At 63.3% G+C, this 24,334-nt stretch carries 17 protein-coding genes; 12 read left to right on the top strand and 5 right to left on the bottom strand.

Going from position 1 to position 24,334, the window contains the following annotated elements; translation table 11 throughout:
• Nucleotides 1–50: 50 nt before the first annotated feature.
• From BPHYT_RS34155 to BPHYT_RS34145, 3 genes are all read left to right on the top strand, one after another.
• A complete protein-coding gene (locus tag BPHYT_RS34155; protein ID WP_193372828.1) occupies nt 51–1,004 on the top strand; it encodes a 3-hydroxyacyl-CoA dehydrogenase family protein in 954 nt (317 codons plus the stop codon).
• A 130-nt stretch (nt 1,005–1,134) separates the two neighbouring features.
• Nucleotides 1,135–1,746, top strand: a complete 612-nt coding sequence (locus tag BPHYT_RS34150) for a flavin reductase family protein (protein WP_012428689.1) — start codon at nt 1,135–1,137, stop codon at nt 1,744–1,746.
• 175 nt (nt 1,747–1,921) lie between these two features.
• Nucleotides 1,922–2,356, top strand: coding sequence for a cupin domain-containing protein (locus tag BPHYT_RS34145; protein WP_012428688.1), 435 nt, complete (start codon nt 1,922–1,924; stop codon nt 2,354–2,356).
• Between the two features lie 91 nt (nt 2,357–2,447).
• Here the strand turns inward: BPHYT_RS34145 and BPHYT_RS34140 are convergent, their stop codons facing one another.
• Complete coding sequence (locus tag BPHYT_RS34140; RefSeq protein WP_041759389.1) at nt 2,448–3,911, bottom strand: polyhydroxyalkanoate depolymerase; 1,464 nt, start codon at nt 3,909–3,911, stop codon at nt 2,448–2,450.
• 219 nt (nt 3,912–4,130) lie between these two features.
• Between BPHYT_RS34140 and BPHYT_RS34135 the strand changes: the two genes are divergently transcribed.
• Nucleotides 4,131–4,784: a glutathione S-transferase family protein gene (locus tag BPHYT_RS34135; protein WP_012428686.1), complete on the top strand. Its 654-nt coding sequence runs from the start codon at nt 4,131–4,133 to the stop codon at nt 4,782–4,784.
• 84 nt (nt 4,785–4,868) lie between these two features.
• On the opposite strand, the gene BPHYT_RS34130 is transcribed toward BPHYT_RS34135, so the two are convergent.
• The 3 genes from BPHYT_RS34130 to BPHYT_RS34120 form a co-directional block, all read right to left on the bottom strand.
• Nucleotides 4,869–6,842: a methyl-accepting chemotaxis protein gene (locus BPHYT_RS34130; protein ID WP_012428685.1), complete on the bottom strand. Its 1,974-nt coding sequence runs from the start codon at nt 6,840–6,842 to the stop codon at nt 4,869–4,871.
• Nucleotides 6,843–7,055: 213 nt separating this feature from the next.
• Complete coding sequence (locus tag BPHYT_RS34125) at nt 7,056–9,674, bottom strand: heavy metal translocating P-type ATPase (protein ID WP_012428684.1); 2,619 nt, start codon at nt 9,672–9,674, stop codon at nt 7,056–7,058.
• Nucleotides 9,675–9,802: 128 nt separating this feature from the next.
• On the bottom strand, nt 9,803–10,453 hold the full coding sequence (locus BPHYT_RS34120; RefSeq protein ID WP_012428683.1) for an FMN-binding negative transcriptional regulator: 651 nt from the start codon (nt 10,451–10,453) through the stop codon (nt 9,803–9,805).
• Between the two features lie 295 nt (nt 10,454–10,748).
• On the opposite strand from BPHYT_RS34120, the gene BPHYT_RS34115 reads away from it, so the two are divergent.
• A complete protein-coding gene (locus BPHYT_RS34115; protein ID WP_012428682.1) occupies nt 10,749–12,167 on the top strand; it encodes a DUF1254 domain-containing protein in 1,419 nt (472 codons plus the stop codon).
• A gap of 226 nt (nt 12,168–12,393) precedes the next feature.
• Nucleotides 12,394–16,137 carry a DUF748 domain-containing protein gene (locus BPHYT_RS34110; protein WP_012428681.1) on the top strand — a complete coding sequence of 1,248 codons (3,744 nt, stop codon included), beginning with the start codon at nt 12,394–12,396 and terminating at the stop codon, nt 16,135–16,137.
• 6 nt (nt 16,138–16,143) lie between these two features.
• Here the strand turns inward: BPHYT_RS34110 and pdxR are convergent, their stop codons facing one another.
• Entirely contained in the window at nt 16,144–17,691 is a 1,548-nt protein-coding gene (gene pdxR, locus BPHYT_RS34105; protein WP_012428680.1) for a MocR-like pyridoxine biosynthesis transcription factor PdxR, read from the bottom strand.
• A gap of 129 nt (nt 17,692–17,820) precedes the next feature.
• Between pdxR and BPHYT_RS34100 the strand changes: the two genes are divergently transcribed.
• The 6 genes from BPHYT_RS34100 to BPHYT_RS34075 all read left to right on the top strand — a co-directional run bounded on the left by BPHYT_RS34100 (nt 17,821) and on the right by BPHYT_RS34075 (nt 24,328).
• Nucleotides 17,821–18,918 carry an ABC transporter ATP-binding protein gene (locus tag BPHYT_RS34100; protein ID WP_012428679.1) on the top strand — a complete coding sequence of 366 codons (1,098 nt, stop codon included), beginning with the start codon at nt 17,821–17,823 and terminating at the stop codon, nt 18,916–18,918.
• 108 nt (nt 18,919–19,026) lie between these two features.
• Entirely contained in the window at nt 19,027–20,076 is a 1,050-nt protein-coding gene (locus tag BPHYT_RS34095) for an ABC transporter substrate-binding protein (RefSeq protein WP_012428678.1), read from the top strand.
• Between the two features lie 119 nt (nt 20,077–20,195).
• Complete coding sequence (locus tag BPHYT_RS34090; RefSeq protein WP_012428677.1) at nt 20,196–21,473, top strand: ABC transporter permease; 1,278 nt, start codon at nt 20,196–20,198, stop codon at nt 21,471–21,473.
• 15 nt (nt 21,474–21,488) lie between these two features.
• The gene (locus tag BPHYT_RS34085; RefSeq protein WP_012428676.1) at nt 21,489–22,328 is read left to right on the top strand and encodes an ABC transporter permease; all 840 of its coding nucleotides are present in this window, start codon (nt 21,489–21,491) and stop codon (nt 22,326–22,328) included.
• Nucleotides 22,329–22,484: 156 nt separating this feature from the next.
• Entirely contained in the window at nt 22,485–23,573 is a 1,089-nt protein-coding gene (locus BPHYT_RS34080; protein WP_012428675.1) for an OmpA family protein, read from the top strand.
• 113 nt (nt 23,574–23,686) lie between these two features.
• A complete protein-coding gene (locus BPHYT_RS34075) occupies nt 23,687–24,328 on the top strand; it encodes a response regulator transcription factor (RefSeq protein ID WP_012428674.1) in 642 nt (213 codons plus the stop codon).
• Nucleotides 24,329–24,334: the final 6 nt, after the last annotated feature.

Below are 24,334 nucleotides of genomic sequence, written 5' to 3'. Positions count from 1 at the left end.
CGAAAGACCGGCTTTGTCACGTTCGGGCTTACGAATCGGCTTGCTGCGCTATGCTTGAACGCTTTTATCGACGGCAGCAGGAGAGCGGCTTGGACAAGGCAGTGATTGGCGTGGTGGGCACGGGGTTGATGGGCGTCGGCATTGCGACGCAAAGCGCGTTGCACGGACACAGGACGATCGTTCATGACGTCGATCCGGCGCGTCTCGCGAGCGTCGCGCCGAAAGCGCAAGCGGTGCTCGACGAACTGATCGACGCCGGGCGCATCGACCCGGCGGCCAAACAGGCGGCGCTGGCGCGCATCGAAACACACGCCGAACTCGACGTGATGGCATCGGCGCAATTCGTGATCGAGGCGATTCCCGAGGTGCTCGAACTGAAGCATCGCCTGTACGCGGCGCTGACCCAGTTGCTGGCCGACGACGCGATTCTCGCGAGCAACACCAGCGGTTTTCATCCCGATCAACTCGCCGCCCCGTTGCGCGCGAAAGACCGCTTTGTGATCGCGCATTTCTGGAATCCGCCGCACATGATTCCGCTCGTCGAAGTCGTGCCGGGCACGGCGACCGCACCCGAAGTGACGCAGCAGACTGCTGCGTTGATGAGTGCGATCGGCATGGAGCCCGTTGTGCTGGCGAAAGCGATTCCGGGGTTCGTCGGCAACCGGTTGCAGTTCGCGATGCTGCGCGAGGCGTTGCATATCGTGCGCTCGGGCGCGGCAACGCCGGACGTGGTCGATCGCGTGATGAAGGCGTCGCTGGGCCGCCGCTGGGGGATCGTCGGACCGCTCGAAGGCGCGGACATGGGCGGCCTCGACACCTTCCTCGATATCGCTTCCCATCTGATGCCGGAACTGGCCAAAGACGAAGACGTGCTCGATCTATTGCGCGAGCAGGTCGAAGCAGGGCGTGTCGGCGTGCGCAGCGGCGCGGGTTTCCATGACTGGGACGACGCGCATCTGGAGCACGTAAAGCAAGGGCGCAAGCGTGTGATCAGTCGCGGTTGATTGAAGCGAAAATGGCGAGGCTTGAAAGTGCGGCGTCACAAGAAGCCTCGCAGCCAAAGCACACCCAGCAGCCCGCGCCGCTCTGCGGTATAAATGCCGTTTCGCCTCATCTGCAAGGCCCACAATCTCCATGTCCCACTACTTCTACGACCCCGCCACCGGCCATGGCCTCCCGCACGATCCGTTCAAAGCCATCGTCGCGCCGCGTCTGATCGGCTGGATTTCCTCGCGTGACACCGCGGGCACATTGAACCTCGCGCCGTACAGTTTCTTCGGCGCGTTCGCCAGCTTTCCGGCGATCATCGGTTTCTGCAGCGAAGGCCGTAAAGACAGCGTCGCCAACATCGAAGCCACCGGCGAGTTCGTCTGGAATCTGGCCACCAAACCGCTCGCCGAGCAGATGAACCGCTCGTCGGCGCCCGTTCCGCCGCACGTCGACGAATTCGAACTCGCGGGGCTCACTCCCGCGCCGGGCCGCAACGTGGCCGTGCCGCACGTCGCGGAATCGCCGGCTGCGCTCGAATGCAAGCTGCTGCAAGTGGTGCGGCTGCATGCAATCGACGGCACGCCGATGGACAACTATCTGTCGCTCGGGCAAGTGGTCGGCGTGCATATCAACGAGGCGTATCTGAAAGACGGCTTGTTCGACACGCACGCGGCGCAGCCCATCATGCGCGCCGGCTACCGCGCCGACTACGCGGAAATCGGCGACATGTTCCAGATGTTCCGCCCGACCGCATAGACGGCACAGCGCTCAAAACCACTCGCGCCATGCTAGATGGCGCGACATTCACGGCATCGCCTCCGAATCGCGCAAGAGCAAAAAGCAGCGCCCGCACACTGGCGCGCTTGATGCTTGCAACCGACGCTCCAACGCGTCGTTTTCAACTGCCGGCTCACTCGCGAGGAGCGCGATCATGTCCACCGAATTCGCCACGCAATTCAGTCATGTCCGTCCGCAAGACACGTCCTATGAGGATCAGGGCTTACGCGACTTTTTTCTCTACCGCGATTTAGGTATCGCGCAGGCGACCGGCGGCAAGGTGCTCGCGCAACTCGTCAAGGCGAATCACGCACCAGAGCAAGGCACTGGCTGGCACCGTCATGAAGCCGATTTCCACATTGTGATCATGTTGAAGGGCTGGGCGCGCTTCATGTACGGCGACAAGGAAACGCTCGTCGCCGCCGGCGACTGTGTGCACCAGGCGCCGGGTATCGTCCACTATCTGTTCGACTACTCGGAAGATATGGAGTACATCGAAATCGTCTCGCCGGCCGATTTCAAATCGATCGAAGTCGAAGGGCCGTGCGACGTGCCGACAGTGAAGCCCTGGAAGAGCGCTGCGGCTTAGCGAACGTGGAAGGCGGCTGCACGCTTGAGTAGCGGGTACTACGCAATCGAGCAAGCAAGCAGGCAGCCGCCGCGCGCTTCCGAACAACAACTCATTGCGCGGCGGGCGGCCGTCTACGCGGAGTGCGCGCCGTCTGCGGCTTGATGGCCGCAGCCGAACGCGCACTCGACGTGGTGCTGGTGCCGTTCGCAGCGTCCATGGCCGCCGCATCCACGTCCACATCGACCACCGCCGTTGCCGCCGGCGCTGCTGGAGTGACTTCCGCAGCCGTCGCGGCTGGCACCGGCTGAATCGTGCGCGCTCGTGAACTCACCAGCACCGCGCGCGGTTCGTTGTCATAAATCACGGCGCGCACGCGCGGATAAATGTGCCGCTCCCAGCGGTGTCCATTGAACACGCCGTAGTGCCCCACGCCGGTCTGCACGTGATGCGTCTTCAAATACGGCCGCAGCTTGTCGCACATGTCCTGCGCGGCGAGCGTCTGACCGACGGCGCAGATATCGTCCTTCTCGCCTTCGACAGTAAGCAACGCGGTGCGGCGAATCTTAGACGGTTCGACGAGACGCCCTTTCACTTCGAGCGCATGCAACGGCAGTGCATGACGCTGAAAAACCGTATCGACGGTTTCCAGATAAAAGTCGGCCGTGAGATCCATCGTCGCGAAGTATTCTTCATAGAACGTGCGGATCGTGTCGGCTTTCGCTGGATCGCCTTTGGCGCGCTCGTAATACATCGTCTCGAACGAGTCGAGATGGCGGTTGAGATTCATCGCCATAAACGCGGTCAGCTGCATGAAGCCCGGATACACGCGCCGGTGCGCGCCCGCAAAACCGAACGGCACCGCGCTGATCAGCTTCTGCTCGAACCACTCCAGCGGTTTGCTTTTGGCGAGTTCGTTGACGCGCGTCGGGTTGATACGCGTGTCGAGCGGACCGGCCATCAGCGTCATGCTCGCCGGTTGCGCGGGATGATCGTCGGCGGCCATGAGCGCGACTGCGGCCAGCGCGGCGACGGTCGGCTGGCACACGGCGAGCAGATGCGCACCGGGCCCGATCGTTTCGGTGAAGTCGATCACGTGCTGCACGAATTCGTCGAAGCCGAAGCGGCCCTGGCTTAGCGGCACGTCGCGCGGGTTGTGCCAGTCGGTGATGTAGACGTCGTGTTCGGCCAGCATCGTGCGCACGGTGCCGCGCAGCAGCGTCGCGAAGTGGCCGGACATCGGCGCGATCACCAGCACGCGCGGTTGCGGCACCGACGGCGGCGTCTCCTTACGGAAATGCAGCAGCGAACAGAACGGCGTGTGCGCCGCGACTTCCTCGACGACCGCCACGGATTTGCCTTCCGATATCACGCTGTCGATCTCGAACGGCGGTCGCACGGGCGTGAGTCCGGCCAGCGTCAACAACTCGCAGGCCGCGCGGATGGAGCGTCCATGCGACGTTTCGCCGAACGCAGGCCACGCGTCGAGCGAATGATTCACCAGCGCCGCGCCGTGCCGCATCGGCAGCATCATGTCGGCGAAAGCCTGGTATGTGGGATATGCGAACAGGTTCATAACCTTCGCACGAATGCTGAAGAGGAAGGAGCGCAAATAAAGGCAAGTCATGTGCCATGCACGCATACGCACTGGCGTAGCCGTGCCCTCACGTTGGCATAGCATTTGCGCGAGTCGGGGGAGCGGGCCGTATTTGCCGCGCTTTGGTGCGCGCGCGCACGGCAACGTGCATGCATGGCGTCAGGCGCCGGTCGAGCGCCTCATCTGGAGGAGGATCGTATGGCGAATACCACGCTCACCATCAGCAGCAAGAACTATTCGTCGTGGTCGTTGCGCGGCTGGCTGCTGACCAAGTTCAGCGGTTTGCCTTTTGAAGAGATCGTGATGCCGATCGACGATCCCGCGGCACGCGCCGAACTCCTGCTGCTGTCGCCGTCGATCCTGGTGCCGTGCCTCGTGCACGACGGCATCAAGGTCTGGGACACGCTGGCGATCGCGGAATATCTGAATGAATTGAAACCGGACGCGAAGCTGCTGCCCGAAGATATTCGCGCTCGCGCGCATTGCCGCTCGATCTGCGGCGAGATGCATTCAGGGTTCGGCTCGCTGCGCTCGGCTCTGCCGATGAACCTCAAAGCGCACTTTCCGGGCTTCAAGGTGTGGGCGCGTGCGCAGTCGGATATCGATCGGATCGTGACGATCTGGGGCGATTGTCTGAAGCAGTACGGCGGGCCGTTTCTGTTCGGCGAGCGCACTGCGGCGGACGCGATGTACGCGCCTGTAGTGACGCGTTTCGTGACCTACGACGTCAAACTCGATCCGGAGATCGTCGAATACGGACAGCGGATCATGGCGCTGCCCGAGATGCAGGAGTGGATCGCCGACGCGCAACAGGAGGTGGAGGAGATCGACGAGCTGGACGTCGAGTTCTGAAGAAGCAGAGCGGCGACACTGCCGTAACAGCGGGCGGCGTTCAGCGTGACGAACCACACCACACCGCGCCGCCACCACAGCGCCTCAATCGCGCCCGCTTCCCAGTTTGAACACGCTGACCACTTGCGCGAGACGCGCGGCCTGATCGCGCAACTCGGCCGCCGCGAGTTCGGCCTCGCCGACAATCGTCGCGTTCTGCTGGGTGGCTTCGCCGATCTGCGTGACGGCGAGATTCACCTGCTCGATGCCGCCCGATTGCTCGCGCGAGGCGACGCTAATCTCGCCCATGATCGCCCGCACCTGGCCGACCTGTTGAACGATGCCCTGCATCGTCGAGCTGGCTTCTTCGGCGATCTGGAAACCGTTTTGCACAGTCGCCGTGGATGTCGCGATCAGGCTCTCGATCTCCTTCACCGAAGCCGCGCTGCGTTGCGCCAGCGCGCGCACTTCCGAGGCCACGACCGCGAAGCCCTTGCCGTGCTCGCCGGCGCGCGCCGCTTCCACCGCTGCGTTCAGCGCGAGGATATTGGTCTGGAATGCGATGCCTTCGATCACGCTCGTGATCTCGGCGATCTTTTGTGACGAGCGGCTGATCTCGCCCATTGTCGACACCACGCGTTCGACAGCGCGGCCGCCTTCGAGCGCGGCATCGGCGGCGCGCGTGACGAGCGTGTTGGCTTGCGCGGCGTGGTCGGCGTTCTGCTGCACGGTCGAGGTGATCTCTTCCATGCTGGCCGCCGTTTCCTCCAGGCTGCTCGCCTGGGTGGCGATCCGCGCGGCGATATTGCCGCTGCCGGTGGCGATCTTTTCGGTGCCGTGCGACATATCCGTCGACGCATTGCGCACTTGCGAAACGATGCGCGCGAGACCTTCGCCGATGCCGTCGATCGACTGCATCAGGCGCCCGATTTCATCGGCGCGCGCGTTCGCGCCTTGCGCGACGCGCACGCTCAGATCGCCCGAGGCGAATCGTTCGGATGCCTTGGCGGCTTCGTCCAGCGGGCGGCTCACGAGGCGTCGCACCGCAAACAGGAACACGGCCGCGAATACGCCGACGAGCACCAGGCCGAGCAGCAGGAATTCGTTGCGCGTGGTGATGACGTCGGCCATCACTTCGTCGCGCGGCGCGACGCCGCCCACCAGCCATTGCCATTCCGGCACGGTGACGAACGACACGAACTTGTCGCGCGAGCCGCGTTCGCCGAGTGTCGCATCGGCCGAAGTGTATTCGAGCTGGCCTTCCTTCATGTCGAGCATTTGCTGATACGGCGCGTTTGCGTTGTCGGCGTTCTGGCCGGCGGCGGCCGGATGCACGATCAGCTTGCCGCGCTCCGCGCCGTTCGACGCATTCACGACGAAGTAATACCCACTGTCGCCGATCTTCAGGTTGCGAATGCCGTCCTGCACCGACTGGATTTCCTTGTCCACATTCACGCCGACGAACAGCGCGCCGATCACGCGGCCGCTCGCGTCCGTGATCGGCCGGTATTGCGTGATCAAACGTTTGCCAAAAAGCGCGGCGAGTCCCGTATAAGGCTTGTTGGCGAGCAGCAGCGCGTAGGCCGGCGCCTTGCGGTCGAGCAGCGTGCCGATCGCGCGCGAGCCGTCCTGTTTCTTCAGCGACGTGGTGACGCGCACGAAGTCATCGCCGCTGCGCGCAAAGATCGTGGCCACCGCGCCGCTGCGTTCGAGAAACAGATCGGGGATGGAAAAGTCCATGTTCAGGACTTTGTCGCCTGCCTTGATGGTCGGCGTGGCGACGCCGCCAATGTCGACCTTCTGGGTTTCGTCGAGCGTGTAGCCAGCGGGCAGAAAGCTCGCGAACAGCGACATGGAGCGATCGACCTCGTTCGACAAGGCTTTGTCGAACAGCTTGATCATCGCGGCGATCGAGCGGTCCCTATCGGCGATGCGTTGGAGCACCTGATCGCTGATCTGCTGGCCGGCGGTGCGGGTGAGCGCCCACGTGAACGCGGCGAAAATCAACGCCACCAGTACGCACGAAAGAATGGCGAGCCGCGCGCCGACGCTGGCGCGGCGCAAAGAGAGAAATTCCATGGACGTTTTTGTGGAGTAAAGGAGGACAAGTGCTGCATGAGCCGGGCGTAGGCATGCCCGGCATCGATGACTTGTTTACGGCCACGGCGTCCGCTTTCTTTAGGGATTCGAAAGCATTTCGTAATTGGTTCTGCTGGCAGCGGGGCGTTCTGGTGCTCGGCGCGCTCAGTGTGTCGAACTGCGCTGCGCGCCGCATGGGGCGCGCGCCAATGGCTAGCGAGCCGAACGACCCTGCTCGCCGCGCCAGGTGCGCAGCAACAGCGCGTTGGTCACCACACTCACGCTCGAAAACGCCATTGCGGCGCCAGCGAGCATCGGGTTCAGCAAGCCCAAGGCGGCCAGCGGAATCCCAATCAGGTTATAAACGAACGCCCAGAACAGGTTCTGCTGGATCTTGCGCCACGTCCTGCGCGAGATGTCGATGGCGTCGGCCACGAGCGCCGGATCGCCGCGCATCAGCGTAATGCCGGCCGCGTGCATGGCGACGTCGGTGCCGGTCGCCATCGCGATGCCGATGTCGGCGGCGGCGAGAGCTGGCGCGTCGTTGATGCCGTCGCCCGCCATGGCCACGATGCCGGCGCTGCGGATTTTCAGGTCGCGGATCACGCGGGCCTTGTCGTCGGGCAAAACTTCCGCGTGGAATTCGCCGATGCCGAGCGCTTTCGCCACGCTCGCCGCGCTGCCGCGATTGTCGCCGGTGACCAACACGCTTTTGATGCCCATTTGCGCGAGCCGTTCGACGGCGACGCGTGCGGTCGGCTTGACGGTGTCGCCGAAAGCGATCAAGGCGAGTGCCGCGGGCGCTTGCGGCTTGCGCTGCATGAGCCAGGAGACGGTGTTGCCCGCGGCCTCAAGCTCGTGAGCACGAGCGGCCAGCTCCGGCGGCAGGTCGATGCCGAGTTCTTTGAGCCAACGTGTGCTGCCGAGCGCCAGTGTGCGTCCGTCGACGTCCGCTTCGACGCCGCGCCCTGCGATCGCGCGCGCGGCGCTCGCATGCTGCGGCGTGATTTGTCCTGACGCCAGCGCGATGCCAGTGTCTGTCGCCACCGCACCGCCAGTGTCCGCCACCGTCCCATCGCCGCTATTCCTCACCGCGACTTCATGCGCCTTCAACACCGCCCGCGCCAACGGGTGATCGCTATTGCGTTGCACCGCTGCGGCAAGCGCCAGCGCTTCATCGCGGCCAATGCCGCCAATCGGCTCGAAAGCCGTCACCGACGGCTGGCCAAGCGTCAATGTGCCAGTCTTATCGAACGCGACGATCGTCACGCGATGCGCGGTTTCCAGCGCTTCGGCGTCCTTGATCAGCACGCCATGCCGCGCCGCGACGCCGGTGCCGGCCATGATCGCCGCTGGCGTGGCCAAACCGAGCGCGCACGGGCACGCGATCACCAGCACGGCGACCGCGTTCAGAATCGCGGTTTCGCCGCCAGCACCCGCCATCAACCAGCCAACGAGCGTGAGCGCGGCAATCGCCAGAATCGCCGGCACGAAGATCTCGCTGACCCGGTCGACGAGGCGCTGGATCGGCGCCTTCTCGGCCTGCGCGCTTTCCACGAGGCGAATGATCCGCGCGAGCGTCGTTTCCGCGCCGATCGCGGTGGTCGTCACGGCAATCGCGCCTTCGCCGTTGATCGAGCCGGCGGTGACCGCGTCGGCCACCTGCTTCGGCACCGGCAGGCTTTCGCCCGTGATGAGCGATTCGTCGATATGCGTGCGGCCTTCGAGCACCGCGCCGTCGACCGGCACGCGTTCGCCGGGACGCACGATCACCACCGTGCCGACCCGCACCTGCGCGAGCGGCACGTCGCGTTCGTCGGCGCCGACGCGAATGCGCGCGCGGTCGGGGCGCAGCGCGTTGAGCGCGCGGATAGCGTCCGTGGTCTGGCGCTTGGCGCGCGCTTCGAGCCACTTGCCGAAACGCACCAGCGTGATCACGACCGCCGACGCCTCGAAATACAGATGCATCATGTCGCCGGGATGGGTCGCCAGTTCGTACACGCTGATGCCATACGCCGCCGACGTGCCGAGCGCCACCAGCAAATCCATGTTGCCCGCGCCGGCCCGCACGGCGCGATAGGCCGCGCGATAGAAGCGCGCGCCGAACACGAACTGCACGATCGAGGCGAGCGCGAGCTGCAGCCACGGTGAGAGCATCGCGTGCAGGCCGAACCATTCGCCGACCATCGGCGCGACGAGCGGCAGCGTCAGCACGGCGGAGGCAAGCACGGCGGCCAGTTCGCGGCGGGTCTGATCGCGCTTGCGGTCGGCGGGCGCGGTTTGGTCGGCGTGATCCACAGCCGCCGATGCATCCGGCGGCACGATCAACGTCGCTTCGTAGCCCGCTTTCCTGACGGCGGCGATCAGCGCGTCCGGCGCGGCGGCCGCGCCGTCCAGACTGACGGTTGCGGTTTCGGTCGCCAGATTCACCGACGCGCCGACCACGCCCGGCACTTTCGCCAGCGCTTTTTCGACGCGCATTGCGCACGAGGCGCAGGTCATCCCGCCGATCGCCAGTTCCGTGGAGTGCTCCGCCTCGGCAACGGGCGCAGGCGTCTCCGTGGAGGTCGAGGCGGACAGCATGGCGTCGTAGCCCGCCTTGCGCACGGCGTTGGCGAGCGTCTCGGGATCGACGCCGGCGTCGCTTTCAATGCGCGCTCGCTCCGTGGCGAGATTCACGGAGGCCCGCGTGACGCCCGGCACTTTGGCGAGCGCTTTTTCGACGCGCAGCGCGCACGAGGCGCAGGTCATTCCGCCGATGTCGAGTTCGGCGGTCCGGGCGGAAGGGGAGGCAGCGTCCGCGGGGCGCTGCGGGTTGGCAAGTTCGGTCATGGTAGGCAAGGCTCGTGGCGGCATCGGGCCGCATCATGAACCCAGTATCGACCTTCCCATGATGGGAAGGTCAAGGACGAATTGCAGGGCGCGTTTCGAAGCCGCCCGCACATCGCCGAAACGCCCGCTCAGAAGGCCGGCGGTGCATTCAGCATGGCTTGACCGACGGCCTGCTGGTCGTCGCTCGAGCGCGCCAGCAGGGTTTCGGCGGCGCCGCGGCGGTCGTCCGCCGCCTTGTTCTGCCCGAGCTTCCACTTGCCGACCAGCCGGGTCACCTCGATCTCGATGCCGACGATCGCACCGAGCATCTGCGAAATGAAGTCTGCGGGCGCGTCGCCCATTTTCCACGGCACCGGTTCGCCGGCTTCCATCTTGCGCGTCAGACGCGCCACCAGGCCGCGCACGAACGACTCGTCGTCGCGCACGACGATGCGGCCGTGAGCATGCACCACCATATAGTTGTAGGTCGGCACCTGCCGATGCGCTTCGTGCTTGCTCGGATACCAGTTCGGCGAAATATAAGCGGCCGGACCCTGGAAGATCACGAGCGCTTCCGGATTCGCGGCGGCTTCTTGCCACACAGGGTTCGCGCGTGCAACGTGAGCACGCAGGATGCCGTGCGTTTCACCGGCCGCGGAGGGGACTTCGAACTCGAACGGCACGTGGTTCGCATCGAGTCCGTTCGGCCCGTTGGTGATTAGCGCGCCGAAAGGCTGCTCGGCGATCAGGCGATGGAGAACCTCTGGGCGGTTCTCTTCGAAATGGGCGGGCATGTACATGAAGCGCTCCGGATACGAGAGGCGAAAGTGCAGCGATGAAAAGTCGTCCGAGGCGTGGGGTGCCGGCGCGACGTAACAAAAAACGTCAACCGTACCGCAAAAAAGCGGCTTGCGCGCGGGAACTGGCGCGAATCCTGCCTTTGCGCTTGCCTGGTGAGCAAGGATACGATACAACCCGATGTTGTCGGCATCGCGAATCGCGGACTGGCTGCGTTGGGCTTCGGGAGGCCGCGCAAACAGGGTTCGTTGCACGCCGGCGTCTCCCTTAGGACCACACGTTCCGCCACCTGAACGAATGATAAAAAATCGCCGAGCATTGTTTTCGATTCACTGGACCTGCGCGTCGTTCGCGGGCCTCGCATTTCTGGCCGGTTGCGCGTCGACCCCCACCGCGACACAAAAATCCACGGGGTGGATCAAGGACGAGGTGGCCGACTCGTACGTATTCGGCTACCCGCTCGTGCTGATGGGCGTCGCGCGCGATGCGGCGGTCGGCACCAATCCAGGCCAGGCGCCCCTCAATACGCTGCGCCACGCCCAGGCATTGCCGCCGATCGGCGCGTCCAATCCGATGCAGCCGAGTCTCGATACGTTCGATTCGACCGGCTGGCTGGACGTCGGCAGCGAACCGGTGATCGTTTCGCTGCCCGATTCGCACGGCCGCTATGTCGACGCCCGCGTGCTCGACATGTGGACCAACGTGGTGTGGTCGACCAGTTCGCAGTTCGACACGCGCGCGGCCGGCATCAAGGCGCAGGCGATCGCCTTTGTCGGTCCGGGTTGGCAGGGCGATTTGCCCAAGGGTGTGAAGCGCGTCGACGTGCCGACACGCAACGCGTGGGTGAGCGTGCGTATCCAGTTGAACGGCACGCGCGATCTGACGGCAGTCCGTAAGCTGCAGCGCGCCATTCGCGTCGCGCCGCTCAGTGTCTATGCGGGCGACGGCCGCTCCGCCTCGATCACGCCGCCGCGCAGCAATGCCGCCGACGCCGCGGCGGGCGCTGCCGGCACGCCGGCCGCGCAGGTCGCGGCGCTCGACGCGAACGGCTTCTTCACGCGACTCGCGCAGGCCTTGCCCGACAATCCGCCGACGCCGGCCGATCCGCATGCGCTCAAATTCCTATCGGACCTCGGTGTGACGCCCGGCGAGCCGGTCAAGCTGCCGAAAGCGCCGGACGCCATCGCGGCCGGTCTCGCCGACGGTCACGAACGCGTCGTCACGCCGCCGTCGAATTTGCTGAGCGGCAACGGCTGGAACTGGTTCGGCGACGGCGTGGGCAACTACGGCCCCGACTACGCGATGCGCGCCTACGCCGCTTATGCGCAACCGGGCATCGGCACGAAAGACGACGAAGTTCGCGCGGTCGTTACTCAGGACAGCGACGGTCGCGCGCTCAATGGCGCGAACCGCTACGTGATCCACTTCGCGCCGAATCAGTTGCCGCCGGTGCGCGGCTTCTGGTCGATCACCGCTTACACGAAGGACGGCGCACTCGGCGAAAGCGCGCCGGCGCGTCTCGCGGTCGGCGATCGCAATGGCGCGCGCCGCAATCGCGACGGCACGCTCGACGTGACGGTGTCGTCCACCCGGAGCAGGAGCGGCAACTGGCTGCCGGCGCCGCGTGCCGATCTGCAACTCGTGCTGCGTCTGTACGCGCCCAAGCCGCAAGCGACCGACGGCAGTTGGCAACCGCCGGCCGTCGTGCGTCAGTGATACTTGTGTCCATGACGTGACAGCCGCGCTTCAGTAGCGAGCGCTTGAAGCATCGAGCGTCGCAGGTCCGCCGCATCGGCTCGGCGGACCTGCGACGCCATCGCTCTGAGTAATGTGTAAGCCACGCCTTACATTTATATCCCACGAAAGATTCACGTCTTATACTGCCGCTTGCGGGATTTTCGTTTTCGCGGCGGGCTTGCCGCCGCACTACCCAACACCGAGCATGGCAAGCCTCAATAAAGCATCATTAGCCTCGTCCATGCAGACCGTGCGCAATGTCGCGCAGTCACGCCGCACCCGGCGTGTCATCACCGGTCTGCTGATCTTCGTTGTACTGTTTGGTCTGTTGGGCTTCTTCGCGGCACCGCCTCTGATTCGCCACATTGCCGAGCAACAGCTCAGCAAACAACTCGACCGTCCCGCTACCATCGGCCGCATTGCGCTCAATCCGTACACGCTCAAGCTCGAAGCCGACCGTGTACATATCGGCGAGCGCGGCGGCGCTGGCGACTTCGTGGATATCTCGCGGCTCATCGTGCAGCCGTCGTGGAGTTCTCTGTTTCGCGCGGCGCCGATCATCGACGAAGTGCAGCTCGATTCGCCGCGCTTTCATATTGTTCGCTACGATGCGCAGCGCTTCAATTTCACCGACCTGATCGAGAAATTCTCGAAGCAGCCGGCCAAACCCGATAGCAAACCCACGCTGTTCTCCGTGTCGAACATCAGGCTCGAAAACGGCCAGATCACGTTCGACGACAAACTCCTCGGCGCAACGCATGTAATCGATCAGTGGAAGCTCGGCATTCCGTTCATCGCCACGCTGCCGTCGAAAACCGATATCTTCGTCGAGCCGTTATTGCGTGCGCGGATCGACGGCAGTCCGCTTGCCATCGACGGCAAGACCAAGCCGTTCGCCGCGTCGCGCGAGTCGGAAGTGTCGTTGCGTTTCGACGGGCTCGATGTGCCGCGTCTCATGTCGTACGTGCCGACCAAGCTGCCGGTGATCGTGCAGTCCGGCAAACTGTCCACCGATCTCAAGCTCAACTTCGTGGTCTCCAACGACGCGCCTTCGCTGCGCGTGGCGGGCACCGTCGATATGAACGACGTGGACGTGCAGGATCAGAGCAAGGCGCCGTTCTTCGCGGCGCGCGCGCTGCATGTGGCCGCCGCGACGCTCGAGCCGTTGAAGAACCTCTATCACTTCGACGAGATCCGCATCGACGCGCCGACCGCCAATCTTGCGCGCGATAAGGACGGTGTGGTGAGCGTCGAGAAGATGTTCGCGCCCGCGCCCGCATCTGAAGCCGCTGCGGCGCAACGGCCGGCGAGCGCGCCACTTGCCGCATCCGGTTCTGGGGCCGCGGAAAAGACGGCGCCGCCGCTGGATCTGTCGATCAAACGCCTGGTGCTTAATGACGGCACCGTGAACGTCCACGACAACGCCGCCTCGCGGCCCGTCGACGTAGGTCTGCAAAAGCTGTTCGTGACGCTGACCGATTTTTCGACGCTCGCCACCGCGCCTGCGCATTACACGCTGAACACGGATTTCAAGGACGCCGGCGGCTCGCTCGGCGTGGCGGGCGCGTTCGGCCTCGTCGCGAAGACCGCGAGCGCGAAGGTCGACATAAAGTCGTTGAAACTGCCGCTGTTGCAGCCGTATATCGACACGGCGACCGTCGCGCAGATCACGGACGGCGCGTTATCCGCCACCGCCAATGTCGGCGCGAACTGGTCGAAGTCGCCGGCGGCGGTGATGGTCACCGACTCGCAACTGGACCTGCAATCGCTGAAAGTCGCGGCGCGCGACAGCAAGAATCCGCTGATCTCGCTCGCCCAAGGCAGCGTGAAGATCAAGCAGGTGGATGTGGCGGCGCGCAACGCCGAGATCGCCAGCGTCGACACGACCGGCCTCGCGGTCGATGCGCAGCGTCTGAAAGACGGCGGCATCAACCTCGCCGCGCTTGCCGGCCAGCGCGAAGCCGCGCCGCAGCGCACCGCGATTCACGCGGTCAAGAAGGCGCAGGCGGAAGGCCCCGCGTGGCACTACAAGATCGGCGAACTGAACCTGAAGGACGCCACCGCCAATTTCACCGACAACACCACGCCGCAGCCGGTGAAACTGAACATCACGTCGCTGCAGCTGAAGGTGCAGAACGTCAGCGACGACCTCAGCCGTCCGTTGCCGATCGATTTGCAGGCAACGCTGAACAGGAAGGGCACGCTCGGCGTAAAGGGCGACGTCACGGCGACGCCGCTCAAGGTGGCCGTCAAGGTGAACGCCAACCGGCTCGACGCGGCGGCCCTCGAACCGTACTTCGGCAGCAAGCTGAATGCGGTGGTCGCGAGCGCGCTGCTCAATGCGAACGGCGACCTGACGCTGAATCAGGCTAAGTCGCTGAAAGCCAATTATCACGGTGACCTGGCGCTCGTCGAAGTCCGCATGCTCGACAAGGCGACTTCCGACCCGTTCGCGGGATGGGGTTCGCTTGCATTGTCGAACCTGAAGGCCGATTACGACGAGCACGGCACGGTGGTCGACGCGGGCCGCGTCACGTTCACCAAGTTCTATGGACGCGTGCTGCTCGACGCGCAGGGCAAGCTCAACCTGAAGGACGTGGTCGCGCACGAAACCGGTGCCGCGCAATCGCTCACGCGCGACAAGAGCGGTGCCGAACCCGTGCCGTTGACGCCGCAACCGGCGTCGGCGGTCGCGGCCGCGCCGGCTCCATCATCGGCTGCGCCTGCCACGGTGACGGCGGCCACGCCGCCGTCGAGCCCGGTCAAGCTCCACTTCGGCCAACTGGTGCTGCAGCAGGGCCGTGTGACGTACACCGACAACTTCATCAAGCCGAATTTCACGGCAAACCTGGTCAACATTCAGGGCACAGTCGGCGCATTCGGCACGCAGTCCACTACGGACGCGCCGGTCGACATCGCCGCTAAACTGGCGGCCAATGGCCCGCTCTCGATTCGCGGCACGGTCAATCCGCTGATCGCGAAACCGGCGCTCGATCTGACGGCGGTCGCGCATGATATCGAGTTGACCAATCTCACGCCGTATTCGGCGAAATATGCCGGTTATCCGATCACCAAGGGCAAGCTGAACGTCGATCTGCACTACAAGCTGGCGAACGATCAGTTGGACGCGAACAACCACATCTTCATCGACCAGCTCACGTTCGGCGATCACGTCGATAACGATACGGCGACCAAGCTGCCTGTGCGGCTCGCAATCTCGCTGCTGAAGAACTCGCGCGGCGAAATCGACGTGAACCTGCCGGTGTCGGGCTCGCTGTCGAATCCCGAGTTCAGTATTGGCGGCCTGATCTGGCATGCCGTGCTCAACCTGCTGCAGAAGGCGGTGACCGCGCCGTTCTCGCTGATCGCCAACGCGTTCGGCGGCAAGGGCGAGGAGTTGGGCTACGTCGAGTTCGAACCCGGCTCGGCAAAACTCACGGACGCCGACAACCAGAAACTCGACACGATCGTGAAGGCACTGTCCGACAAGCCATCGATCCGTATGGATTTGATCGGCCGCGTCGATCCGGCGGTCGACGAACCCGCGTTGCGCACCGGCTATGTCGATCGCCTCGTCAAGCAGCAGAAGATCAAGGACGTGGTGGGCAACGGCGAGAGCGTCGATCTCTCGACCGTCACCGTCGACCCGAAGGACTACGACAAGTATCTGAGCAAGGCCTACAAGTCGGCGGACTTCAAGAAGCCGCGCAATTTTGTCGGCCTGACCAAGAGCTTGCCGGACGACGAGATGAAGAGCGCGCTCGCCGCCAACGCCCCGATCGACGACGCCAGCCTGCGGCAACTCGCGCAGCAAAGGGCGCAGAGCGTGCAGCAGTATCTGGACGGCAAGATCGACAGCAGCCGCGTGTTTATCGTCGCGCCGAAGCTGAACGCCGACGGCATCAAGGACAAGGGCGCAACGACGCGGGTCGACTTCGGTTTGAAGTGAGCGCGCTCAAGCGGCGCGCGTCGGCGCCTTCAACGCGGTTTGCTCGATCACGCGCGCGAGCGTGTCGAAGGCGGGACCGATCTTGTCGTTCGGCACGCACGCATAGCCGAGCAGCAGCCCGCGACGCGCGGGCGTATCGCTGCTGTAATAGCTCGCGAGCGGACGCACGATCACGCCGGCGTCATAAGCGGCGGCAGTCACCGCGCGATCGTTCGCGTGATCCGGCAGGCCGAGCACCAGATGCAGGCCGGCCTCGTCACCCATCACCGGCAGTTCGCTGCCGAAGCGCGCGGTGATCGCATCGATCAGAATCTGCCGCCGCTCACCGTAGAGCGCACGCATGCGCCGAACGTGCGAGGTGAGATGGCCGTCCATGATGAACTCGGTCATCACCGCCTGCTGCATCAACTGACCTTCGCGATACAACTCGGCCACGCCCGTGCGGAACGTGTCCACCAGATGCTCCGGCGCGATCATGTAGCCGATCCGCAAACCCGGAAACAGCATCTTCCCCAGACTGCCCACGTAGATCACCTGGCCGGCTTCGTCGAGTCCTTGCAGCGACGCGAGCGGACGGCTGCCGTAGCGGAACTCGCTGTCGTAGTCGTCCTCGATGATCCACACATTGTGCTGACGCGCATATTCGAGCAGCGTGCGGCGGCGCGCGAGGCTCATCACCATGCCGAGCGGATACTGATGCGACGGCGTGACGAGCGCGAGGCGCGGCGGCTGTTGCAGGTCCTGCTCGCTCGGATTCAGACCTTCGTCATCCACCGGCACGGGCACGAGGGTAATCCCCGATGACTGCAGCACGCTGCGTGCGCCCCAATAACACGGTTCTTCCACCCACGCGCGGTCGCCGACATCGGTCAACAGGCGCACCGCCAGATCGATCGATTGATGAATGCCCGTGGTGATGATGATCTGATCCGGCGTGCAATTCACCGAACGCGCCACGCGCAGGTAATCCGACAACGCCCGCCGCAATGGCCGATAGCCGCCGCCAGGCGCGTAAGTGAGCAGGTCGGGATTGGCTTCCTTCCACAAACGAGCCTGCAGGCGGCTCCATGTGCGCGCCGGAAATTCCGCGACGTCGGGCACGCCTGGCATGAACGCGCCCCACTGTTTGGCGGACACGCCGGCTTTGTCGATCAGACGCCGTCCGCGAGCCGACAGATCGTTGAGATCGCGTTTCGGCGGCTTGGTGGTTTCCCTGGCTGTGCTGTCTTCTTTGTCGACGCTCGCCACTGCCGGCTTCCGGCGCATGTTCACGGCGGCGGTGTCCGGGCGCGTGTCGGCGACGTAGGTGCCGCTGCCGGTGGTCGAGATCACGTAGCCTTCGGCGGTCAACTGGTCGTAGACGTGCAGCACCGTGTTGCGCGCGATGCCGAGGTCTTCGGCGAGCGTACGCGAGCTGGGCAGCTTGGTGCCCGGCGGCAACTGGCCGGTCAGGATCGCCTGCTGCATGAGCCGCAAGGTCTGCCGGTAGACCGGTTCGGCCGCCGTGCGGTCGAGCCGCGCGGCGAGCCAATCCGACAAGATCACGGTGTCCAAGTGGTTCTATCCGGAATAATGAAATGGTTCCATATTGTAGAACCGTAACGGTCTATAGTGAGCCACGCAATTGATGCAATCCCGCTGCCTTGCACGGGAGCCAGCCGGACCGCAGAGGAGACTTGGACGATGAAAACCGAAGACGTGATCGTCAGCTTTCGAGGTGTTCGCAAGACCTACGACGGCGAAACGCTAGTCGTCAAACAGCTCGATCTGGATATCTATCAGGGCGAATTCCTGACGCTGCTCGGGCCGTCCGGTTCGGGCAAGACCACCTGTCTGATGATGCTGGCGGGTTTTGAATTTCCCACCGGCGGCGAAATCTGGCTGGACGGCACGCTGCTCAATACCGTGCCGCCGCACAAGCGCAACATCGGCATGGTGTTTCAGAACTACGCGCTGTTCCCGCATCTGACGGTGGAGCAGAACGTCGCGTATCCGCTGACCGTGCGCAAGATTTCGGCGGAAGAGCGCGCGCATCGCACGAATAACGCGCTCAAGATGGTGCGCATGGAGAGCTTCGCGAAGCGCTATCCGGCGCAGCTTTCGGGCGGTCAGCAACAGCGTATCGCGCTTGCCCGCGCGCTGGTGTTCGAACCGAAGCTCGTGCTGATGGACGAGCCGCTCGGCGCGCTGGATAAGCAGTTGCGCGAACACATGCAGTACGAACTCAAATCGTTGCACGAGAAACTCGGCGTCACGTTCGTGTATGTCACGCACGATCAGGGCGAAGCGTTGACCATGTCCGATCGCGTCGCCGTATTCGATAAAGGCATCGTGCAGCAACTCGATACCGTGGATCGGCTGTACGAATCGCCGTGCAATGAGTTCGTGGCGAACTTCATCGGCGACAGCAACAAGCTGCGCGGCACGATCGCGAACGTCGACGGTGAGTATTGCGAATTTCATCTGATCGACGGCACGCGCCTTACCGGCCGCAATATCGGCGGCGCGCGAGCGGGTACGCCGGCGGTCGCGTGCATCCGGCCCGAGCGCATGAAGCTCGGCAACGGCTCGTCACGTCCGGGCGCCAATGCGCTCGCCGGTGAAGCCCGCGGGCTGATCTATTTCGGCGACCACGTGCGCATGCGTTGTGGTCTCCCGCAACAGGACGAGTGCTTCGTGAAGGTGCCGCTCGGCACCGGCGTGCTCGACACCTTTGCGCCCGGCACACCGGTCGCACTCGAATTCGCACCCGAGCATCTGCGGGTTTTCGCAGGGGCGTGAACGCGTCGAATACGCAATGTGTTCAACGCAGGCAGAGCAGGTCAAGCAGCACATAACAAAGTCGCACTGAAGGTACTGAAGCACACCACCAAAGGAGAGCAACACACCATGAGCAAGATCGGGAAATCGCGCTGCGCCATCGCTGTCGGTGCTGTGGCGCTCGCGCTGGGCGCCGCGCAAGTCAATGCAGCGGAATTGTCGGTCGTCAATTTCGGCGGCGCAAATGGCGACGCGCAAAAGGTTGCATTCAACCAGCCGTTCGAAAAAGAGACCGGCAATAAAGTCACCGCCGTCGAATACAACGGCGAGCAGGCCAAAGTAAAAGCGATGGTCGAAGCGAAGCATGTGAATTGGGATGTGGTGGAAGTCGAATCGGGCGATATCGGCCGTGGTTGTGATGAAGGGCTGTACGAGAAACTCGACTGGTCGAAGATCGGCAAGAAGTCGGATCTGATTCCCGAAGCACCGCAAACCTGCGGCGTGGGCTTCTTCGTGTGGTCGACCGCGCTCGCGTACAACGCCGACAAGCTGAAAACGGCGCCGGCCGGCTGGGCCGATTTCTGGGACGTCAAGAAATTCCCCGGCAAGCGGGCGATGCGCAAGGGCGCGCGCTACAACCTCGAATTCGCATTGATGGCCGACGGTGTGCCGCCGAAGGACGTCTACAAGGTGCTCGCCACCAAGGAAGGCCAGGACCGCGCATTCAAGAAACTCGACGAACTGAAGCCGAACATTCAGTGGTGGGAAGCGGGCGCGCAGCCGCCGCAATTCCTCGTAGCGGGCGACGTGGTGATGTCCACGGCGTATAACGGCCGCATCGATGCCGCGCAAAAGGAAGGCAAGAACCTGAAGGTGGTATGGAACGGCAGCATCTACGACCTCGACTATTGGGCAATTCCGAAGGGCACGCCGAACAAGGCGCTGGCCGAGAAGTACATTGCCTATTCGATTTCGTCGAAGCCGCAGCAGGACTACGCGCACAACATCGCGTACGGTCCGGTGAATGTGGCGGCGATCAAGGCGCTCGATCCGAAGACGCTTGCGAATCTGCCGAACTCGCCGGCCAATGGGAAGAACGCGGTGCTGCAGAACCTGGCGTTCTGGACCGATCACGGCGATGAACTGGAGCAGCGTTTTTCGTCGTGGGCTTCGAAGTAATGAGTGGTGTGTGAGAGGGCGTGGTGGGTTGAGAGAGGCCGCGCCTTCTACACGTGAAATGACGCGTGCGCATTTTGTACGGATGTGCGCGCGGTTCCAACGTAGAGCTGGAGACAGGTGTGACTACGATAACGATCGCTGCCGATTCGACGCCTGAATCAAGTGGCCGACTCAAGCGCGAGTTGAAGGCCGCGGAAGCCAGAAAGCGTGCGATGGCGCTGCTGCTGATCGCGCCGCTCGCGATTTTTCTACTGCTGATTTTCGTCGTGCCCATCGGTGCGCTGCTCACGCGCGCCGCGCAAAATCCCGAGGTCGTCAACGCGCTGCCGCATACGGTCGCCTCGTTGAGCGCGTGGGATCGCAAGACGCCGCCGCCGGACACCGCGTATACCGCGCTGGCGGTCGACCTCGCCGCGATCGCCGACAGCGACGGCATGGGCGCGCTCGCGCGACGCCTGAACGTGGAGATTCCCGGCTACCGTTCGCTGGTTGCCAAGTCCGCGCGCGCCATGCCGTTCGTCGACGACAACAGCAAGCCGCTGCAACTGACGCCCGCCCAGATGCACGCAAAATTCGCCGAACTGGACGAGCGCTGGAACGACATTGCGTACTGGCAAGCCATTGCGAAAAACGCCGGCGCCTATTCGCCGTTTTATCTGCTGGCTTCGCTGGACCACAAACAGGACGCGTTCGGCCACATCATTCCGACCGATCCGGATCAACAGATCTACCTCGCTGTATTCAGCCGCACCTTTGTGATCGGCGCGGCGGTGACGTTCTTCGCGTTGTTGCTCGGCTATCCGCTCGCTTACTGGATTTCGACGCTGTCCGAGCGTCGCGCGAATCTGGTGATGATTCTCGTGCTGATTCCGTTCTGGACCTCGATCCTGGTGCGCGTTGCGGCCTGGATCGTGATTCTGCAAAGTGAAGGGCTGGTGAACAAGGCGTTGATCGGCAGCGGGCTGTTGCACGATCCGCTGGCGCTGTTGTTCAACCGCACCGGCGTCTACATTTCGATGACGCACATTCTGCTGCCGTTCATGATCCTGCCGCTCTATAGCGTGATGAAGTCGATTCCGCCGACCTATCAGCGCGCCGCGATCTCTCTCGGCAGCCATCCGTTCGCCGCGTTCTGGCGCGTGTATGTGCCCCAGACCTATCCGGGCATCGGCGCGGGCGCATTGCTGGTGTTCATTCTGGCGATCGGCTACTACATCACGCCGGCCTTGCTCGGCGGACCGAACGATCAGATGGTCAGCTACTACGTCGCGTACTTCACGAACGTGACGATCAACTGGGGCATGGCGTGCGCGCTCGGCGGCCTGCTGCTCGCCGCGACGCTCGTGCTGTACGTCATTTACGGACGCTTCACGCGCTCGTCATTGAGCCTCGGCTGAACGGAGTCTATTGCGATGAAACTTGCCAAGCCTTTGTTCGCGCCGCATACGTCTTTCGTTGAGCGCGTGTGGTATTTCGCGTTGCGCGCGCTGGCCGTGTTCACGCTGCTGTATCTCATCTTGCCGGTGCTGGCGATCGTGCCGCTGTCGTTTTCGTCGAGCACGTTTCTGGTGTATCCGATTCCGGGCTGGTCGTTGCGCTGGTATCAGAATCTGATCGCATCTGATGAATGGCGCATGGCTGCTAAGAACAGCTTTATTGTCGCGCCGTCGGCGACGGTGGTCGCAACCGTGCTCGGCACCTTGGCGGCAATCGGACTGACCAAGGCGAACTTTCGCGGCAAAGGCTTGCTCATGGCGATCCTGATTTCGCCGATGATCGTGCCGGTGGTGGTGGTCGGCGTCGGCATGTATCTGTTCTTCGCGCCGCTCGGCTTGGCCAATACCTACATCGGGCTGATTCTCGCGCATGCATCGCTCGGCGTGCCCTTTGTCGTGACGACGGTGGCCGCGACGTTGCAGGGTTTCAACTACAACCTCGTGCGGGCGAGTCTGTCGCTGGGCGCGAATCCGGTGAGGACGTTCTTCCGCATCACGTTGCCGGTGATCGCGCCGGGCGTGATTTCGGGCGCGCTGTTCGCCTTCGCGACGTCGTTCGATGAAGTCGTCGTCACCTTGTTCCTGGCGGGCGCGGATCAGACTACGTTGCCCCGACAGATGTTTACCGGCATCCGCGAAAATATCAGCCCGACCATCGCCGCGCTGGCGACAATTCTGATTGTTTTTTCCACTAGTCTTTTATTAGCGCTTGAATGGCTGCGTGGGAGAAATGCAGCGCGAGCAGTTAAGGCCTGAGTATCTTCGTAAGCGGACGACAGTTTTTTTCATTGGCAACGAATGGTAATCAATCCATCTTTAACGTCAATCTAAGACTGCTCCCATTCCCTATGCATCGGCGGCTCTTCATACTCGGAGCCCTCAAAAAGAAGATGCGCTCGACGCAGGGGATTAATGAAACACCAGCTCACGGTGCTAATGTGGGCGTTGGCCTTGACGGCTTGCGCAAACCACGCCGCACGAGACCGGCTCGGCATTGAAGACGCCACCTTGCTGCAAAGCGGCTTCGGCGTCACGCAAGACGAAGCCGCGGGCGCAGCCAACTCACAATGGATCAGTACCTACTCGCCGGTTGTAAGCAGCACGGCGCTGGCTCTTTTGCAGACGCGGCTCGACCGTCTGCCGGGCGATAAGAACGGCTATTTTCGCGCCAAGGCGCAATGCTGGATCAATGCCGCTCAACAGGCGCGGCAAGCCGGCGATCACTGGGGCTTCGTCGAAGAAGCTGTCGGTCAGGCGGCCATGATCACGATCAGCCTGGAAAACGGTACATCGTTGTCGGCTGTCAATTCCGCGCTGCGTACCGTGTCGACGGTGCGCCCCGATCTGTGGAAGATCGCCAATACCATCAAGTCAGATCCCGCGATTGCGCAATGTCCGCAAGCGCAGCCGCCGCTCGCGTGTGCCGAGGTCGAACTGATGCAGGCCGGCCACGAGGCGTGGCGACGCAGTTTTTCCGACGCCGAGGAACGCTTGCCTGATGCGCAGGACAAGTTGCGTCAGTCGGCGGAAACCGCGTTGCAATGCAAGCAGAAGGTGCAAATACCGGTATCCGCGCCGGTGCCAGTCAGTGCGCCTGTGACCGTCGCTGCTGCGAATTCGCCGCGAAAGATCACCCTAAAGGCCGATTCCCTTTTCAGCTTCAACGGCGGTGACGATGCGGCGATATTGCCCGCCGGAAAACGACAGATGAACGAAGTGGCAGTTCGTTTGAAGAAGCTGCCCTCGGTGCATGAACTGAAGATCACCGGCTACGCTGACCGCCTCGGCGACAAGTCGTACAACCAGGGTTTGTCGATGCAGCGAGCGCGCACTGTCGAGCGGTATCTGCAGTCGCTGGGGGTGAGCTTGCCGATGACCGCGCAGGGCAGAGGCAGTGCGAATCCGCTGGTGGACTGCCGACAATCAAAGGGAGATGTGTTGACGCGATGCCTCGCGCCGAATCGACGCGTCGAGATCGAACTTGTTGCGGCAGGCTCGTAGTGTTTTTGGATCGAGAGCTCGCAAACCATGCCGCGCACATCGATGCGTCTTCGAATTTGAGACACGCAGCGGCGAACGGCGCAATGCCTGTGTATTCAGAAGGATAAAGAAAAATGTCAACTATTCTGGTTATCGACGACCATCCGGCGTTCCGTATGGTCATCAAAATGCAGCTCGTGCAATTGCTTGGCGTAGAAGAAGTGATCGAGGCCGATAACGGCCAGACTGCTGTCGAGTTGGCCCGGATACACGCTCCAGAGCTGGCCATACTTGACCTCGATATTCCGCGCATCAGCGGACTGGATGTGATTCCCCGGCTCAAGCTCGCTCATCCGCAGATCCGCGTGATGGTGTTGTCGGGTCACGACCCGGCTACATTCGCGCCGCGCGCGATGCGCTCGGGCGTCCACGGTTTTGTCGGCAAGTCGCAGGAAATGAAGGAGATCATGCGCGGCGTGGAGGCGGTGATGGCCGGCTACACAGTGTTCCCGATGGCGGTCGGCGGCGCAGGCATGACGTTCGCCGACGGAGTGGGAGGGGAGGAGGCCAGGATCGGCCTGCTGTCGGATAAAGAACTCGTGATTTTGCAGATGCTGTCGAAGGGCATGTCGAATAAGGCAATTGGCGATGCCTTGTTTATCAGTAACAAAACGGTCAGCAGCCATAAGACACGCATCATGCACAAGCTTGGCGTCAAATCGCTGGTTGAGCTGATCGATCTGGCGCGACGCTGCCGGATTGCGTCCACGCAATGAAGGCGG

The organism is Paraburkholderia phytofirmans PsJN (genome assembly GCF_000020125.1).
In the GTDB taxonomy this organism is placed as follows: domain Bacteria; phylum Pseudomonadota; class Gammaproteobacteria; order Burkholderiales; family Burkholderiaceae; genus Paraburkholderia; species Paraburkholderia phytofirmans.
The sequence above is the reverse complement of the archived record's forward strand: the minus strand, read 5'-3'. Positions and strand labels throughout refer to the sequence as shown.